Origin of the sequence: Intestinimonas butyriciproducens (assembly GCF_016901775.1) — a bacterium.
GTDB lineage: Bacteria > Bacillota > Clostridia > Oscillospirales > Butyricicoccaceae > Pseudobutyricicoccus.
The window spans coordinates 42,511-55,532 of sequence record NZ_JACJKW010000009.1 but is presented as its reverse complement, the minus strand read 5'-3'; the positions used below and the strand labels follow the sequence as shown (position 1 = coordinate 55,532).

Genomic DNA, 13,022 nt, shown 5'->3' with positions numbered 1-13,022 from the left:
TTGTCTTTTCCTTGCCACAAAGCACCTCTCCTTTCGTTTTTTTATTTAATTCTATTATAAAAACATTGCAAGTTTTTCGTCAAGTTTCTCATCCATCCCTGCCGCGGGCTCTCGTTAATCATTTCGTATTACGATATTGACTTACGAACTTTCTTGTGGTACAATTCTTTCATGATAGTTTTCGAAGAACGATTCAATTTACGAAATTCAAAAGGAGAATAGACCATGACACAGCAAGAAATTCTGCATCAGTTGAAAGAGATCCAGGCGCAGGTGAACGGATTGATCCAGGCATTGGAACGGGAAGAGCAAAATGAGCCGATCACCGCAACGGTGGGAGAAGTGCGCCGGGCCGCCATTCTGGAGGAAGTCTACCGCCAGGGCGGCAGCGTGACGGCAGCGGATATTTCGGTGTTTGCCCAGCGCTATGGCCGCTCGCCCCGCTCCTGCGGCGGTTATTATTCCGGCGCGGCTCCCTCCATGACCGCCAGCCCGGACAAAACCCGCCGGCAGCTCACCTCTGTGGGAACCGAACTGGTGCTGGAGACCCGGAAAAAATGGGGAGAGGATTGGCTGGACCGTCTGCCCATGGATGTGCTCTCCAATCCACACACCCCGGATACCACCATCGCTTTTTGATCTTCCCCTCTCCCTTGACACGCCTTCCTCCCGGTGCTACACTTCCCCTGGAGACCGCCGGACTTTCTCCGGCGGTCTTTTCTTTCGCAAAGGAGGGCTTTTCTTGAAAGCTGTTTTGCTGGCCTGCTCTTCTCTGACCAAAGATGTGGAGGCCGCCCAGGAAAGAATGCACACCAGCCATCCGATGATCTGGCTGGACAGAAAATACCATGCAGATCCCAAAGAAATGCGCCGTCAGATTCAAAAGACGCTGGACTCACTGGATCAGTCGGTGGACACCGTTTTGGTGGCCATGGGCTTTTGCGGCGGCTCCTGGGGGGATCTCACGGCCCGACAGCGTATTGTGATTCCCTGTGTGGATGACTGCATTACCCTGCTGCTTCACACCGATGACCGAAAGGCCTCCAACTTAAAACAAAAGGGCCATTTTTATTTCCGGGAACCGGATGCCGGAAATATTTCCCTTGAAAGTATGGAAAAACGCCTTTGCCAAAGCCATGGAGAATCCCAGGGCCGGGCGCTTTTCCACCACTGGTTTGATTGGTTTACCCATATCGATATCATCGACACCGGAACCTATGACAGCTATTCCCCCGCCCATCTGCGCCAGGTGCAGCGGGATGCTGCTCTGACCCAATGCGCTGTACGCCATGTCCCGGGCAGCGTCCGCATATTGGAAAAGCTGGTGTCCGGCCGGTGGGATGAACAATTCCTGGTCGTGGAACCAGAACACTCTCTGTCCTGGGAGGATTTCCTCTGAGCATCTGTCAGGAAACGCTCCTTCAGCCGCCTTCGGGTGGCTTTTTCTTTTTTTGAAAATTCCCTCTTGACAAAGCAAACGGTCAACTGTATTATTGTACTATGTTCTTAATACAATGATACAAAAAGGAGTGTAAGCCTATGGCCTGGCAATTTGACAGCGACCGCCCCATCTATGCCCAGCTGGTGGAGCAGATAAAGCGGCTGATTCTTTCCGGAGCCTATCCCCCAGGCAGCAAGCTGCCCTCCGTACGGGACCTGGCGGCCCAGGCGGCGGTCAACCCCAATACCATGCAGAAAGCCCTGGCTGAGCTGGAGACCGACGGGCTGCTTTTCACCCAGCGCACAGCGGGCCGCTTTGTCACCGAGGATGACGAAGTCATTCAGCGCCTTCGACAACAGCTGTGCCAAGGTATTTTGGAAAATTTCATCCAAAGCATGACCGGTTTGGGATTCACCCCCCAGCAGGCTTTGGAGCAACTACAAATTCATGTGGAGGGAGAAAAACGATGAACGCTTTACTGGAATGCCGCAATCTGACCAAATCCTATGGCAGAAAACCGGCGCTGTCCAATGTGGACCTGACCATTTCCCCTGGCCGGATCGTAGGGCTTCTGGGGCCCAATGGCAGCGGAAAGAGTACTTTGATCAAGCTGGCCAACGGTCTTTTGACCCCCACCGCCGGCGAAATATTGGTATGCGGCAAGCGTCCGGGAGTGGAAAGCCATCTGGCGGTATCCTATCTGCCGGACAAAAATTATCTCAACGACTGGATGCGGGTATCGGATATCATCAGCTATTTTTCCGATTTCTATCAGAATTTTGACGCCAGCCGGGCCCGGGATATGCTCCGCCGTCTGGATATCGACGAAAGACAACGGCTGAAGGCTTTGTCCAAGGGCACAAAAGAAAAGGTGCAGTTGATTTTGGTGATGAGCCGCAAAGCCCAGCTTTATCTGCTGGATGAACCCATCGGCGGCGTGGACCCGGCGGCCCGGGATTACATTCTCAATACCATCATTACAAATTACGACGAACAGGCCAGCATCGTCCTTTCTACCCATCTGATCGCCGACATCGAAAAAGTGCTGGACGATGTGATCTTCCTGGCCGAGGGCCGGGTGGCCCTGGTGTCCTCGGTGGACGAGATCCGGGAGAAAAACGGAAAATCTGTGGACGCTTTGTTCCGGGAGGTATACAAATGCTAAATAAACTGCTGAAATACGAATTTAAGTCCACAGGGCGCACCTTTCTGCCCGTCTATGGCGCCCTGCTGATCACCTCTTTCCTTACCCGGCTCTTTGTCTTCAACAAGGACTTCTCCAATTCCTTCTTTCTGAGTCTCTTCCAGGTGGTGATCTCCTCTTTGTTCGGCTTCTTGCTTATGGCGGTATGCATCCTCACTCTGGTGGTCTCTCTCCAGCGGTTTTACAAAAACCTGCTGGGCGAAGAAGGGTATCTGTCCATGACCTTGCCGGTACGGCCCTGGCAGCACATCTTGTGCAAATCCCTCACCTCTCTGGTTTGGTACATTTTCAGCAGCATTGCCGCCATCCTGGCCTTTGTCATCCTGGCCTATGAAAAGGGGATGCTGGGAGACTTTTTCAAGGCCATCGTCACCCTCATCCGCCGGGGCAGCCTGAACGCCCAGATCCTCACAGCCTGTGGAGAGTTTTTCCTGTTCGCTGCCCTCGGCATACTGGCCTTCACCATGATGCTCTATGCCAGCATGGCCCTGGGGCAGCTGAACGCCAACAAGCGGCTGCTCACCTCCTTCGGCGCCTTCCTGGCCCTGAACTTCCTGGTGCAGATCCTGATGGGTGTGCTGGGGAACCTGGCTGTGCAGTGGGTCTTCCCCATGTCCAGCAGATGGGCATTGAATGTGGCTCTGCTGCTGAGCATCGTGGTGGAACTGTTTTTCCTGGCAGGCTTTTTCGCCATCACAAATTACATTTTGTCCCGCAAGCTCAATCTGGAATAAAAACGCCCTGCTGCGACGGTTTCCGACCATGTCTCTGTGATACCATATCCTTTGCGGGGGGCGCTGCCAACGGGCGGGCGCAGGCGGCTGTACCGCGCCCCGCAGCCAAAAAAGCACAAAAGAAGCGTCTGTTTTTTCAAAACAGCGCTTCTTTTTTCTTTTTCTTCCCTCTTCCTCCCTCTTCGGCAACAAAAATAGAAAATCTTTTTTTCTCCCGAAAATTCGACACCTTCCTCCATATATCCTATGTATAATAGGAGCATCGGGATCGCATCACTTACGGAAACCACAAGAAAGAGGACTCCTGCAATGAAACACACTCTCCAACTGTTCGCTTATCGACTGCTCACCCTGTGGCACCATGGGCTCATCCGGCTCTATCAGCTATGGGGGAACCTTTGGCTGCTGCCCGGCCTTCCTGCGCCAGACAGTTTCCGAAGCCGCCGCCTGCTTTCTCTGTGCCGCAAACTCAACCGTCATCTGTGCCTGGCCATGCGCTGCTCCCGCCACCGGCAGCGGCTGATCCTGGCCTTGCAATAGCCTTATGAAAAAAGCCGCCCCTGCAGGCGGCTTTTTTCCTTTTAAAAATCCAACATGGACCCATCCAGCAAAATATCCTGTTTTCTCACTTTTTCCCAGCCAAACAAAGAAGTAAGCTCCCGGGGGGCGACCGCTTCTTCTTTGGGCAAAATCCCTGCCCAAAAGGCCAGTTTTCCTATCAGCTCTTCCGGTCCGATCCGGCTGCGCAAAGCTCCCAGATCCAGATCTCCATCCCGTTTGGACAGACGGCGGCCATCCGGGGCCAGAAGCAGGGGCACATGATAATACTGGGGCTGAGGAAACCCCCACAAACGCTGAAGCCAGATCTGCCGTGGGGTGGAGGAAAGAAGGTCGCTGCCCCGCACCACCTGACTCACTCCCATCACTCCATCATCCCAGGTTACCGCCAACTGATAGGCAAAGACCCCATCGGAGCGCCGCAGGATAAAATCTCCACAGTCCCGGGCCAGGTTCTCTGCGTATACGCCCCGGCATCCATCGGTGAAGGAGATCACTTCTTCCGGCACGGCAATGCGAATGGCCGGCCGGCGGTGTTTTTCCTTTGCCTGCCGCTCCTGCGGCGTCAGTCCCCGGCAGCGGCCACTGTAAATCACCTGTCCATCGGAGGCATGGGGGGCTTCTGCGGCGTGCAGCTCTGCCCGGGTGCAAAAACAGGGATACAGCAGCTCCTGCTGCTTCAGCATGGCCAAAGCTTTTTCATATTCCTCTTTCCGGCGGCTCTGCCAGTACAATTCCTCCTGCTCTCCAGAAACGCCGGCGCCTTCATCCCAATCCAGCCCCAGCCACCGAAGGTCTTCCATCAGCAAGCGGGCATAGCTTTCCCGGCTGCGCTGGGGATCCAGATCCTCCATGCGCAGCAAAAGGCTTCCTCCCTGGCTGCGGGCCGAAAGCCAGGCCAAAAGGGCGCAAAAGGCATTGCCCAGATGCATCCGCCCTGTAGGGCTGGGGGCAAACCGCCCTTTGATGGATTCCATCGCCCATTCTCCTTCCTTTTTTCAAATATTTTTTGGAAAATCTGAAAATTTCTTCTTTTCCCTTGCAATTCAGCGCTCCCCAGAGTAGTCTATATAAGGCTGTCCTTGGGACAGACCGCAACCATTATGGAAAGCAGGGCGCAAACTATGTCAAAGACCAACGATCTGGGCAGAGACCCTATTGGAAAACTGGTTCTCAAACTGGCGATTCCCTCAATGCTGGCCCAATTTGTCAATGTGTTTTACGGTATTGTGGACCGAATGTACATTGGCCACATTCCCCATGTGGGTGATCTGGCGCTGGCCGGCGTGGGTGTCTGCGGTCCCATTGTCACCCTGATCTCTTCTTTTTCCTTTTTGGCGGGCTTGGGCGGGGCGCCGCTGATGGCCATCCGTCTGGGTGAAAAAAACAAAGAAGGCGCTCAGAAAATCCTGGCCAATGCCTTTCTGCTGCTGTGTGCTCTGGCTCTTTTGCTGACTGGCGCCGCTCTTTTGCTGAAAAAGCCCATGCTCATGGCCTTTGGCGCCAGCGGCGCCACTTACGGCTATGCCAATGACTATATGACCATCTATGTGCTGGGCACTCTGTTTGCCATTTTATCTGTGGGACTGAACCAGTACATCATCTGCCAGGGCTATTCTGCCATAGGAATGGCTACGGTGATCATCGGCGCAATCCTGAATGTGCTGCTGGATCCGGTGTTCATCTTCCTGCTGGGATTGGGTGTGCGTGGAGCCGCCTTGGCCACCGTGATCTCCCAGGCTGTCAGCTGCTTTTTTGTGCTTTGGTTCCTCCGCAGCCGCAAACCCCAGATCTCCCTCACGTTGGGGGGCTACTCCCCTTCCATCATGCGGCGGATCCTGCTGTTCGGACTGTCTCCTTTTACCATCATCGCCACCGACAGTGTGCTGCTCATCGCTCTCAACAGCGTACTCCAGCACTACGGCGGCGCTCAGATGGGGGACACCTATATCACCGTGGCCACCATTGTGCTCAGTTATATGCAGCTGATCACCATGCCCCTGGGCGGCATCACCGGCGGAACCCAACCCATTCACAGCTTCAATTACGGTGCAAAAAATGTGGACCGCATCCGCCTGGCCATCCGCAAAGTGCTCACACTATGTCTGATTTTCACCGGCATTATGTTCCTGATCAGCCAGCTGGCCGGTTATTATTTCGCCATGATCTTCACCCGCAACGAAGAACTGCTTCGTCTGTCCTCCTGGGCCATCCGGGTGTTCACCTTCTCGGTGATCCCTCTGGCCTTCCAGTATGAGTTTGTGGACACCTTTACCGCCCTGGGCATCGCCCGGGGAGCCCTCAGCCTGTCCCTGATCCGCAAAGGGGTCTTTCTGGTTTTCACCCTGGCACTTCCCCACTTTCTGGGAGCCCAGGCCACCTTTTTCGCAGAGCCTGTCACCGACCTGCTCTGCGCCATTCTGACCAGCGCCGTGTTTTTAAGCAACATCAACCGGCTTTTGGACGAGCGGCTGGCCATGCCCGACGATGTACAGCTTTATCAATGATCCACGCCGCCCCGTCATAGGGGCGGTCTAAGACCGACAAAGTGGCTCAAGCCACTTTGTCGAGTTTTTGCAAGGGTCTGCGTGCACGCTTCTGCGTACACTAGCCCCTTGAGAGGTGCAAAAAGCCACGCACCGGTCGCGGCTTTTTGCGAATTGATTATGGCCGGATGACCATTTATGCCGCCCCGTCATAGGGGCGGCCTTTTTAATAGCCCATTTCCCGCAGGATACGGGCCAGCACCCGAAAGCGCTCACCCAGCATTTCGTCATCCTGGGCCAGAGCCTGATAGAATAGCGCAATATCCTCATCAATATGGGGATTCTCCCGGCAGATATCCACTGTCATGGCATCTCCCTGCAGCCCGACCCGGGCCACCGGCCCCCCTTCTTCTTCATAGAGCTTGGGAAAACGATAGGCCTCCCGGAAATACAGCCGGGCCTGACTGATGAGGATCGCCAGATCCAGCGCCCGGTGAAGAGGCAGTTCCTCCGACTGACGGGACCACTTCTCCCCGGTATAGCGCCATACCTTGGCGGAAATATCCACCTTGCCCCGATCGTTCCATTGGGCCAGGCCCAGAGAAAGACCTTTGGCATCGCTGTGATAGGCCATGCGGCCATCCACTTCTTCGTAGTTTTCTACCACGACCACCGGTTTGTGCTTCAGCGTGGTTGGGATCTTCATAATTTCCTCCTGTATGCAGTAAATTAGTAAATTACTTATTCAGTGCTTTTGGAGTATATCACAGCGACTCCGTTCTGTCAATAAAACAAAAAGGCCCCAAAGGGCCTTTTTAAACATGTCGACAAAGTGGCAAAGCCACTTTGTCGAGTTTTTGCAAGGGGCTGCATGCACGCCTTTGGCGTACACTGGCCCCTTGAGAAGTGCAAAAAGCCACGCACAGGTCGCAGCTTTTTGCGGATTGATAAAGGGTAGGGTCAACAGTTCCCCCTAGCCAGATATGTTTTACGACAGTCTGAAAAAGGCCCCAAAGGGCCTTTTTGCTATGTTTGCCGGTGTTTTTTCCACTGCCGGATTTGTTCCAATCGCTCTTTGAAACGCTTTTCCAGACCTTGTTCTGTGGGATTGTAGTATCGCTTTCCCCGAAGAGATTCGGGCAGACATTCCATATCCGTGAGCTTTTCCTGGGTATCGTGGGCATATTGATAGCCCTCTCCATAGTGGAGCTCCCGCATAAGCTGAGTAGGGCTGTTGCGCAGATGGAGCGGCACCGGCTGGGCCAGCTGCTTGAGCGCATCCCGCTTGGCCTGCTCATACCCCACATACAGGGCATTGGAACGAGGAGCCAAGGAAAGATAGACCACGGCCTGAGCCAGAATCACATTGCATTCCGGAACGCCGATAAAATGACAGGCCTGATAGACTTCCACCGCCAGAGACAGCGCCCGGCTGTCCGCCAAACCCACATCCTCACTGGCAAAACGGATCAGTCTTCGTGCCACATACAGAGGGTCCTCCCCTGCTTCCAGCATCCGGGCCAGCCAATACATAGCGGCATCCGGATCACTGTTGCGCATGGATTTGTGCAAAGCGGAAATCAGGTTGTAGTGTTCCTCTCCATTCTTGTCATAAAGCAGGGAGCGCTGACCAATGCACTGATTCAGGATATCCTCTGTGACCAACACTCCCCCCGGTGTTTTTTCCCCGTTGAGGGCCACCATCTCCAATGTATTGAGGGCCACCCGGGCATCTCCATTGGCAAACAGGGCAATCTTCTCCAAAAGAGCCGTGTGAATATGTACATTCTGCGCTCCCAATCCCTTTGGAGAAGTCACCGCCCGCTGGAGCATCTTCAACAGATCCTCCCCGCTGAGAGCTTGCAGCACAAATACCTTGCATCGGGATAGCAGCGCCGAGTTGATCTCAAAAGAGGGGTTTTCTGTGGTAGCGCCAATGAGAACGATACTTCCTTTTTCCACATAGGGAAGGAATGCATCCTGCTGGGCTTTGTTGAATCGATGGATCTCGTCAATGAACAAAATGGTTTTCTGGCCCAGAAGCCGGGTAGTTTCCGCCTGGACCATCACCTGGCGCAGCTCTTTGATGCCGCTGGTCACAGCACTGAAATTGACAAACTCCGCCTTGGTATGCCGGGCAATGATCCGGGCCAGAGTGGTCTTACCCACCCCCGGCGGGCCCCAGAAGATCATGGAAGGCACCTCATCTTGCTCTATCATCTGCCGCAGCACCTTCCCCGGCCCCAGAAGATGCTCCTGTCCCACATATTCCTCCAGCGTCTGGGGACGCAGCCGGTCGGCCAAGGGTTGGCTCAGGTCTTTGGGGGCAAAAAGGGATTGTTGCATTCCCCCATCTCCTTCCTGCTTTTTATCCTATTGTATCACCGCCGCCTTTTTCTGAAAAGCCTGATATCCCCAGAAGTTCTTCCAAGGATACCCGCAGCGCCCGGGAAAAGGCCACCAGCTCAAAATCCGCCACAAACCGCTCTCCCATTTCCACCCGGCTTACCGCCTTCTGATCCAGCTGCACCTCCTGGAGCTGCAGCTTGGCCGCCAATTCTCCCTGGGACAGCTTCCGTTCCCGGCGAAAGCGGCGGATCTGTTTTCCGCAGATATTGCTTCTGCCCTGGTAATCATAAATTTTCACGGCAATCCTCTACCATAAAGATGACTATTTTTCTTGACTTTATCACAGTCATTTGGTAGTCTTACCGTAAAGATGACTAAAAGCATATTTTCTTCCAGGAGGCCACACCATATGGAAGCTTTTGAAAAAGATCCGATCCACCTGCTGTTCTGGCGCCCATGCCGTGAAAAACAGGGTTCCTTTTTGCTATGGATCGCTCTGGAATACACCCACGCAGGCCCGGATGGGGAAAGTTTTGCTTCTTCTGTTCTGTGCCGTGCATTTCAGCAAGGAACACCGTTGGCTCCCGGTCTGGTGTCCGGCCAACCTCTTTTTTATGCCAATACGGCTTTTCGCCCTTTGAACACAGGGGAACAAGTGCACATCCATCTGTCCTACAAGCTGATGGAGCCCACAGACTCTGTGGATGTGGAAATCCGCTCTTTTCTTCCTTTTTCTGCCCCTTGCTGGCATCTGCACTTTCGCCTGTCTCCTCCCTGGGATCCTATCGCACCATCCGGCTCTTCGGAATACTCCCACAGAGAGCAGCGCTGAGAAAAAGAAAAAAGACTACACCTGATGGTGTAGTCTTTTTTTGGAGGCGCCACCCAGAATCGAACTGGGGAATAAAGGTTTTGCAGACCTCTGCCTTACCGCTTGGCTATGGCGCCATACCATATACAGTTTAGATATATGGCAGGAATGCAAAACACATTCCTGCCATATTTTGGAGCGGATGACGAGGCTCGAACTCGCTACCTCCACCTTGGCAAGGTGGCGCTCTACCAGATGAGCTACATCCGCAAGTGGTGCCTCCGGCCGGAATCGAACCAGCGACACGGGGATTTTCAGTCCCCTGCTCTACCAACTGAGCTACAGAGGCAAATTGGCGACCGTGAACGGGCTCGAACCGTCGACCTCTAGCGTGACAGGCTAGCGTTCTAACCAACTGAACTACACGGCCATAAATTGGTGGGAACAACAGGGCTCGAACCTGTGACCCTCTGCTTGTAAGGCAGATGCTCTCCCAGCTGAGCTATGCTCCCTCATTCGCAGCGAGCTTCTCTATTCTAACAGAGAGAACGGTGTTTGTCAAGAAAAAAGTTTTTTCATTCTTTTTTCTGTCACACACCTTGCGGCGACGATAATTATTATACCGGCTAGAGCTCCATCTGTCAACCTTTTTTTGATTTTTCCTTGAGATTTTTTAAAAAGGGGGCAGCGCCCCCTTTTTCTTTATCTCTCAAGGCCGTTTGGCCTGCTTTAAAAGGGCTGTCAGATCCTCTGTGGAAAACACATATTCGGCGTCACAGAACTGACAGGTGATGTGAGCATCCTCGCCACTGTCCCGCAGCTCCCGCAGTTCTTTTTCTCCCATGCTGATCAGGGCCTGCTCCACCTTCTGCCGGGAACAATGGCACTCATAGGCCACCGGATGCTTCTCCAGCACATGGAACAAAAGTCCTTCCAGAGCCTGGTCCATGATCTCTTCCATTGTTTTGCCCTGGCTGAGCAGGCTTGTAACACTGGGCATGGAAGTAAAGTTTTTTTCCAGCTGATCCACCAAGCTGTCCGGTGCACCGGGCAGCAGCTGCACCAGGTAACCGCCGGCAGCCGTTACCTGCTGATCCCGTCCCACCAGCACACCCAGCGCACACACCGTGGGCGTCTGTTCGCTTTCGGCATAATAGCCGGCGATGTCTTCCGCAATCTCTCCCGAGCGGAGAGCCACTTTCCCGGAAAAGGGCTCCCGGGCGCCGATGTCTTTGATGACCGTAAGCAGCCCCTGGCGTCCCACGCCAAACCCTACATCCAGCTTGCCATCGGCACGCAAGGGCAGATCCACAGCCGGGTTCTGAAGATAACCACGCACATTGCCCTTGTGATCGGCCACCGCGGTGATAGCCCCCAGCGGACCGCCGCCCCTGATCTGTACTGTCACCGAACCATTATCGCTTTTCAGGCCATCGCCCATCATGGACGCCGCAGCCAGCGTACGCCCCAGGGCCGCCGTGGCCAGGGGCAGGGTGTGGTGAATCTGACGGGCCCGCTCCACCAGGCCGGTGCATTCCACTGCGCTCACCGACACGAAGCCGTCTTTCGTCATACCGCGAATCAAGTAATCTGTCATATTTCCTCCATGGAATGGTGATTTTCTGCAAAACATCAGAGTTTTTCTGCTACAAAAAAGAGACGCCGGGTCTGTTCCCCCGCCCGCTGCCCTCCTGGTGAGCCATAGGCATGGCGCACCCGCAGCCCAGCCTGCAAAAGGGCCTGCTCCAGCTGCTCACGGGTATAGGCCCGCTGCTCATGCCACTCGGTATTCCGGCTCCAGGTTCCGTCTTCTTCCTGAAGGAACACATCCACCTGATGCTGGGCCCGATGGCTTTTCCGGTCATAGCCATACTGCCAGGCGCAAAAGGCCTCATCCAGCTCTTCCACGCTGGAAAGGCCGCCCATCTCCTCAAAAGCCAGCGGTGTTTTCACATCAAACAAAAACAGGCCCCCCGGTTCCAAAAACAAGGAAACCCGGGCGAAAGCCTGTTTCAGCTGCCGAAGCTCAGTGAGATAGTTGATGCTGTCCAGGCAGCAAACAGCGGCATCGATGGTGCCGTACAGATCCAGCTGACACATATCCTGGCAGAGAAACACCGGCGGGCAGGAAAGCTCCCCGCACTTTTCCCGGGCCACAGCCAACATATCGGCAGACAGATCGCAGGCGATCATCTCATAGCCGGCCTGACCCAAAAGCCGGGTCAGGCTGCCGGTGCCACAGGCCAGCTCCAACACCAATTTCACCGGTTTTTTTGCCTTGGCAAAGGCCTTTTGGGCAAAAACGGCCCACTGCTCATAGGGCACATCCCCGGTCAGGGCATCATACACCGCCGCCAAAGCGGAATAGGCGATCATTTCTCCAGCTGCTCCAGAATGATGTTATAGCCGCCCTTGCCATAGCTGAGAGCCCGGTTGACCCGGCTGATGGTAGCGGTGCTGGCCCCTGTCTTTTCCACGATATCGCTGTAAATGCAGCCTTTTTTCAAGAGCTTGGCCACAATAAGACGCTGCTGCATGGCCATCAGCTCGGTGACGGTGCACAGATCGTCAAAAAAAGCCCGGCACTCATCCAGATCTTTCAGCATCAAAATGGCCCGGAACAGCTCGTCCATGCTTTCTTCTTTCGGTCTCACATGCATTTTCCCAGTCTCCTTTGTCTTTTATTTTCTCCAAATTTCAAACGGGAAAAACCTTGAGAAAGGTACTTATAGTGTATCACATCGCTTCAGTGGTGTAAAGCCCGCATTTTGTTTTCTTTCCGTCATTTTCCAAAAATAATATCTCATTTCTACCGTTTCAGCAAAAATATTTCAAATTCTGCAAAAAGCAAAAAATACCCCCGGCGCCGGTAACAATTCCGGCGCCGGGGGTTCATAGAAAACCCATCCAAAATGGCTCTGCTGCTTCTTTTTATTCCTGGGGAGCCTCTTCCGCCGTCCGACTCTCTGCCCGGGCCGCCTGACGGAATTTCACCCGGGAAGAACGCACTTCCTCCAAAGCCTGGGCAATGGCTTCTTCGGTGCGCTTCATCGCGTCATCGCAATAGGCATTGGCGGCACCCATCAGCTCCTTGGCCCGCTTCTCTGCTGTGCTGATGATCTCAGCGCTGCGGCGGCGGGCTTCGTTGGTGATGTCATTGTCGTTGACCTTCTGCCGGGCCAGCTCTTCCGCCTGCTTGCGGATGACCTCAGCCTCCCGTTTTCCCGCAGTGATCATCTCGTTGCGCTTTTCCACGATCTCCCGGGCCATTTTCAGATCAGAGGGAATATTGGCCCGGATCTCATCCAGAATATCCAAAGCCTTTTCCCGCTCAATGACGCACCGGTCACCCATCAAAGGAATTCCCCCTGCGTCCTGGATCATTTCGTACAGCGTAGTTACCATTTCGTCGATTGTGTTTGCCGGCATTGTTCCATTC

At 54.2% G+C, this 13,022-nt stretch carries 16 protein-coding genes and 5 tRNA genes; 8 read left to right on the top strand and 13 right to left on the bottom strand.

Annotated features, from left to right (window positions below; translation table 11 throughout):
* Positions 1-225 precede the first annotated feature (225 nt).
* From H6A25_RS06320 to H6A25_RS06295, 6 genes are all read left to right on the top strand, one after another.
* Positions 226-639, top strand: a complete 414-nt coding sequence (locus H6A25_RS06320) for a hypothetical protein (protein WP_204751131.1) — start codon at positions 226-228, stop codon at positions 637-639.
* A 103-nt stretch (positions 640-742) separates the two neighbouring features.
* Positions 743-1,399, top strand: coding sequence for a DUF1638 domain-containing protein (locus tag H6A25_RS06315; protein WP_204751130.1), 657 nt, complete (start codon positions 743-745; stop codon positions 1,397-1,399).
* A 140-nt stretch (positions 1,400-1,539) separates the two neighbouring features.
* Complete coding sequence (locus H6A25_RS06310) at positions 1,540-1,911, top strand: GntR family transcriptional regulator (protein ID WP_204751129.1); 372 nt, start codon at positions 1,540-1,542, stop codon at positions 1,909-1,911.
* Entirely contained in the window at positions 1,908-2,606 is a 699-nt protein-coding gene (locus tag H6A25_RS06305) for an ABC transporter ATP-binding protein (RefSeq protein ID WP_204751128.1), read from the top strand. The genes H6A25_RS06310 and H6A25_RS06305 overlap by 4 nt, the downstream gene beginning before the upstream one ends.
* On the top strand, positions 2,600-3,379 hold the full coding sequence (locus H6A25_RS06300) for a hypothetical protein (RefSeq protein WP_204751127.1): 780 nt from the start codon (positions 2,600-2,602) through the stop codon (positions 3,377-3,379). Before H6A25_RS06305 ends, H6A25_RS06300 begins: the two co-directional genes overlap by 7 nt.
* A 309-nt stretch (positions 3,380-3,688) precedes the next feature.
* Positions 3,689-3,919 carry a hypothetical protein gene (locus tag H6A25_RS06295; RefSeq protein ID WP_204751126.1) on the top strand — a complete coding sequence of 77 codons (231 nt, stop codon included), beginning with the start codon at positions 3,689-3,691 and terminating at the stop codon, positions 3,917-3,919.
* A gap of 41 nt (positions 3,920-3,960) precedes the next feature.
* Here H6A25_RS06295 and gluQRS read toward each other — a convergent pair whose 3' ends face one another.
* Entirely contained in the window at positions 3,961-4,914 is a 954-nt protein-coding gene (gene gluQRS / locus H6A25_RS06290) for a tRNA glutamyl-Q(34) synthetase GluQRS (protein WP_204751125.1), read from the bottom strand.
* Positions 4,915-5,061: 147 nt separating this feature from the next.
* On the opposite strand from gluQRS, the gene H6A25_RS06285 reads away from it, so the two are divergent.
* Positions 5,062-6,444 carry an MATE family efflux transporter gene (locus H6A25_RS06285; protein ID WP_204751124.1) on the top strand — a complete coding sequence of 461 codons (1,383 nt, stop codon included), beginning with the start codon at positions 5,062-5,064 and terminating at the stop codon, positions 6,442-6,444.
* A gap of 205 nt (positions 6,445-6,649) precedes the next feature.
* Here H6A25_RS06285 and H6A25_RS06280 read toward each other — a convergent pair whose 3' ends face one another.
* From H6A25_RS06280 to H6A25_RS06270, 3 genes are all read right to left on the bottom strand, one after another.
* Positions 6,650-7,129 (bottom strand): DUF6530 family protein, encoded by a 480-nt coding sequence (locus H6A25_RS06280; RefSeq protein WP_118746934.1) that lies wholly within the window; start codon positions 7,127-7,129, stop codon positions 6,650-6,652.
* Between the two features lie 320 nt (positions 7,130-7,449).
* On the bottom strand, positions 7,450-8,769 hold the full coding sequence (locus H6A25_RS06275) for a replication-associated recombination protein A (protein ID WP_204751123.1): 1,320 nt from the start codon (positions 8,767-8,769) through the stop codon (positions 7,450-7,452).
* A 22-nt stretch (positions 8,770-8,791) separates the two neighbouring features.
* On the bottom strand, positions 8,792-9,070 hold the full coding sequence (locus H6A25_RS06270) for a helix-turn-helix domain-containing protein (RefSeq protein WP_204751122.1): 279 nt from the start codon (positions 9,068-9,070) through the stop codon (positions 8,792-8,794).
* A gap of 111 nt (positions 9,071-9,181) precedes the next feature.
* Between H6A25_RS06270 and H6A25_RS06265 the strand changes: the two genes are divergently transcribed.
* Positions 9,182-9,604: a hypothetical protein gene (locus H6A25_RS06265; RefSeq protein ID WP_204751121.1), complete on the top strand. Its 423-nt coding sequence runs from the start codon at positions 9,182-9,184 to the stop codon at positions 9,602-9,604.
* Between the two features lie 41 nt (positions 9,605-9,645).
* On the opposite strand, the gene H6A25_RS06260 is transcribed toward H6A25_RS06265, so the two are convergent.
* The 9 genes from H6A25_RS06260 to H6A25_RS06220 form a co-directional block, all read right to left on the bottom strand.
* A tRNA-Cys gene (locus H6A25_RS06260) sits at positions 9,646-9,720 on the bottom strand.
* 57 nt (positions 9,721-9,777) lie between these two features.
* Positions 9,778-9,853: transfer RNA gene (locus H6A25_RS06255), tRNA-Gly, on the bottom strand.
* Positions 9,854-9,856: 3 nt separating this feature from the next.
* Positions 9,857-9,932 (bottom strand) — tRNA-Phe (locus tag H6A25_RS06250).
* 4 nt (positions 9,933-9,936) lie between these two features.
* A tRNA-Asp gene (locus H6A25_RS06245) sits at positions 9,937-10,013 on the bottom strand.
* 6 nt (positions 10,014-10,019) lie between these two features.
* Positions 10,020-10,095: transfer RNA gene (locus H6A25_RS06240), tRNA-Val, on the bottom strand.
* Between the two features lie 197 nt (positions 10,096-10,292).
* Positions 10,293-11,180 carry an Hsp33 family molecular chaperone HslO gene (hslO, locus tag H6A25_RS06235; protein ID WP_204751120.1) on the bottom strand — a complete coding sequence of 296 codons (888 nt, stop codon included), beginning with the start codon at positions 11,178-11,180 and terminating at the stop codon, positions 10,293-10,295.
* A gap of 35 nt (positions 11,181-11,215) precedes the next feature.
* Positions 11,216-11,959 carry a class I SAM-dependent DNA methyltransferase gene (locus tag H6A25_RS06230; RefSeq protein ID WP_204751119.1) on the bottom strand — a complete coding sequence of 248 codons (744 nt, stop codon included), beginning with the start codon at positions 11,957-11,959 and terminating at the stop codon, positions 11,216-11,218.
* Entirely contained in the window at positions 11,956-12,243 is a 288-nt protein-coding gene (locus H6A25_RS06225) for a YerC/YecD family TrpR-related protein (protein WP_118426198.1), read from the bottom strand. The genes H6A25_RS06230 and H6A25_RS06225 overlap by 4 nt, the downstream gene beginning before the upstream one ends.
* 271 nt (positions 12,244-12,514) lie before the next feature.
* Positions 12,515-13,012, bottom strand: a complete 498-nt coding sequence (locus H6A25_RS06220; protein ID WP_204751118.1) for a hypothetical protein — start codon at positions 13,010-13,012, stop codon at positions 12,515-12,517.
* Positions 13,013-13,022: the final 10 nt, after the last annotated feature.

Excerpts from the sequence above, each read along its gene's own strand:
- H6A25_RS06320 (WP_204751131.1), top strand. The coding sequence starts at position 226 with ATGACACAGCAAGAAATTCTGCATCAGTTGAAAGAGATCCAGGCGCAG.
- H6A25_RS06310 (WP_204751129.1), top strand. The coding sequence starts at position 1,540 with ATGGCCTGGCAATTTGACAGCGACCGCCCCATCTATGCCCAGCTGGTG.
- H6A25_RS06305 (WP_204751128.1), top strand. The coding sequence starts at position 1,908 with ATGAACGCTTTACTGGAATGCCGCAATCTGACCAAATCCTATGGCAGA.
- H6A25_RS06300 (WP_204751127.1), top strand. The coding sequence starts at position 2,600 with ATGCTAAATAAACTGCTGAAATACGAATTTAAGTCCACAGGGCGCACC.
- H6A25_RS06295 (WP_204751126.1), top strand. The coding sequence starts at position 3,689 with ATGAAACACACTCTCCAACTGTTCGCTTATCGACTGCTCACCCTGTGG.
- gluQRS (WP_204751125.1), bottom strand. The coding sequence starts at position 4,914 with ATGGAATCCATCAAAGGGCGGTTTGCCCCCAGCCCTACAGGGCGGATG.
- H6A25_RS06285 (WP_204751124.1), top strand. The coding sequence starts at position 5,062 with ATGTCAAAGACCAACGATCTGGGCAGAGACCCTATTGGAAAACTGGTT.
- H6A25_RS06280 (WP_118746934.1), bottom strand. The coding sequence starts at position 7,129 with ATGAAGATCCCAACCACGCTGAAGCACAAACCGGTGGTCGTGGTAGAA.
- H6A25_RS06275 (WP_204751123.1), bottom strand. The coding sequence starts at position 8,769 with ATGCAACAATCCCTTTTTGCCCCCAAAGACCTGAGCCAACCCTTGGCC.
- H6A25_RS06265 (WP_204751121.1), top strand. The coding sequence starts at position 9,182 with ATGGAAGCTTTTGAAAAAGATCCGATCCACCTGCTGTTCTGGCGCCCA.
- hslO (WP_204751120.1), bottom strand. The coding sequence starts at position 11,180 with ATGACAGATTACTTGATTCGCGGTATGACGAAAGACGGCTTCGTGTCG.
- H6A25_RS06230 (WP_204751119.1), bottom strand. The coding sequence starts at position 11,959 with ATGATCGCCTATTCCGCTTTGGCGGCGGTGTATGATGCCCTGACCGGG.
- H6A25_RS06225 (WP_118426198.1), bottom strand. The coding sequence starts at position 12,243 with ATGCATGTGAGACCGAAAGAAGAAAGCATGGACGAGCTGTTCCGGGCC.
- H6A25_RS06220 (WP_204751118.1), bottom strand. The coding sequence starts at position 13,012 with ATGCCGGCAAACACAATCGACGAAATGGTAACTACGCTGTACGAAATG.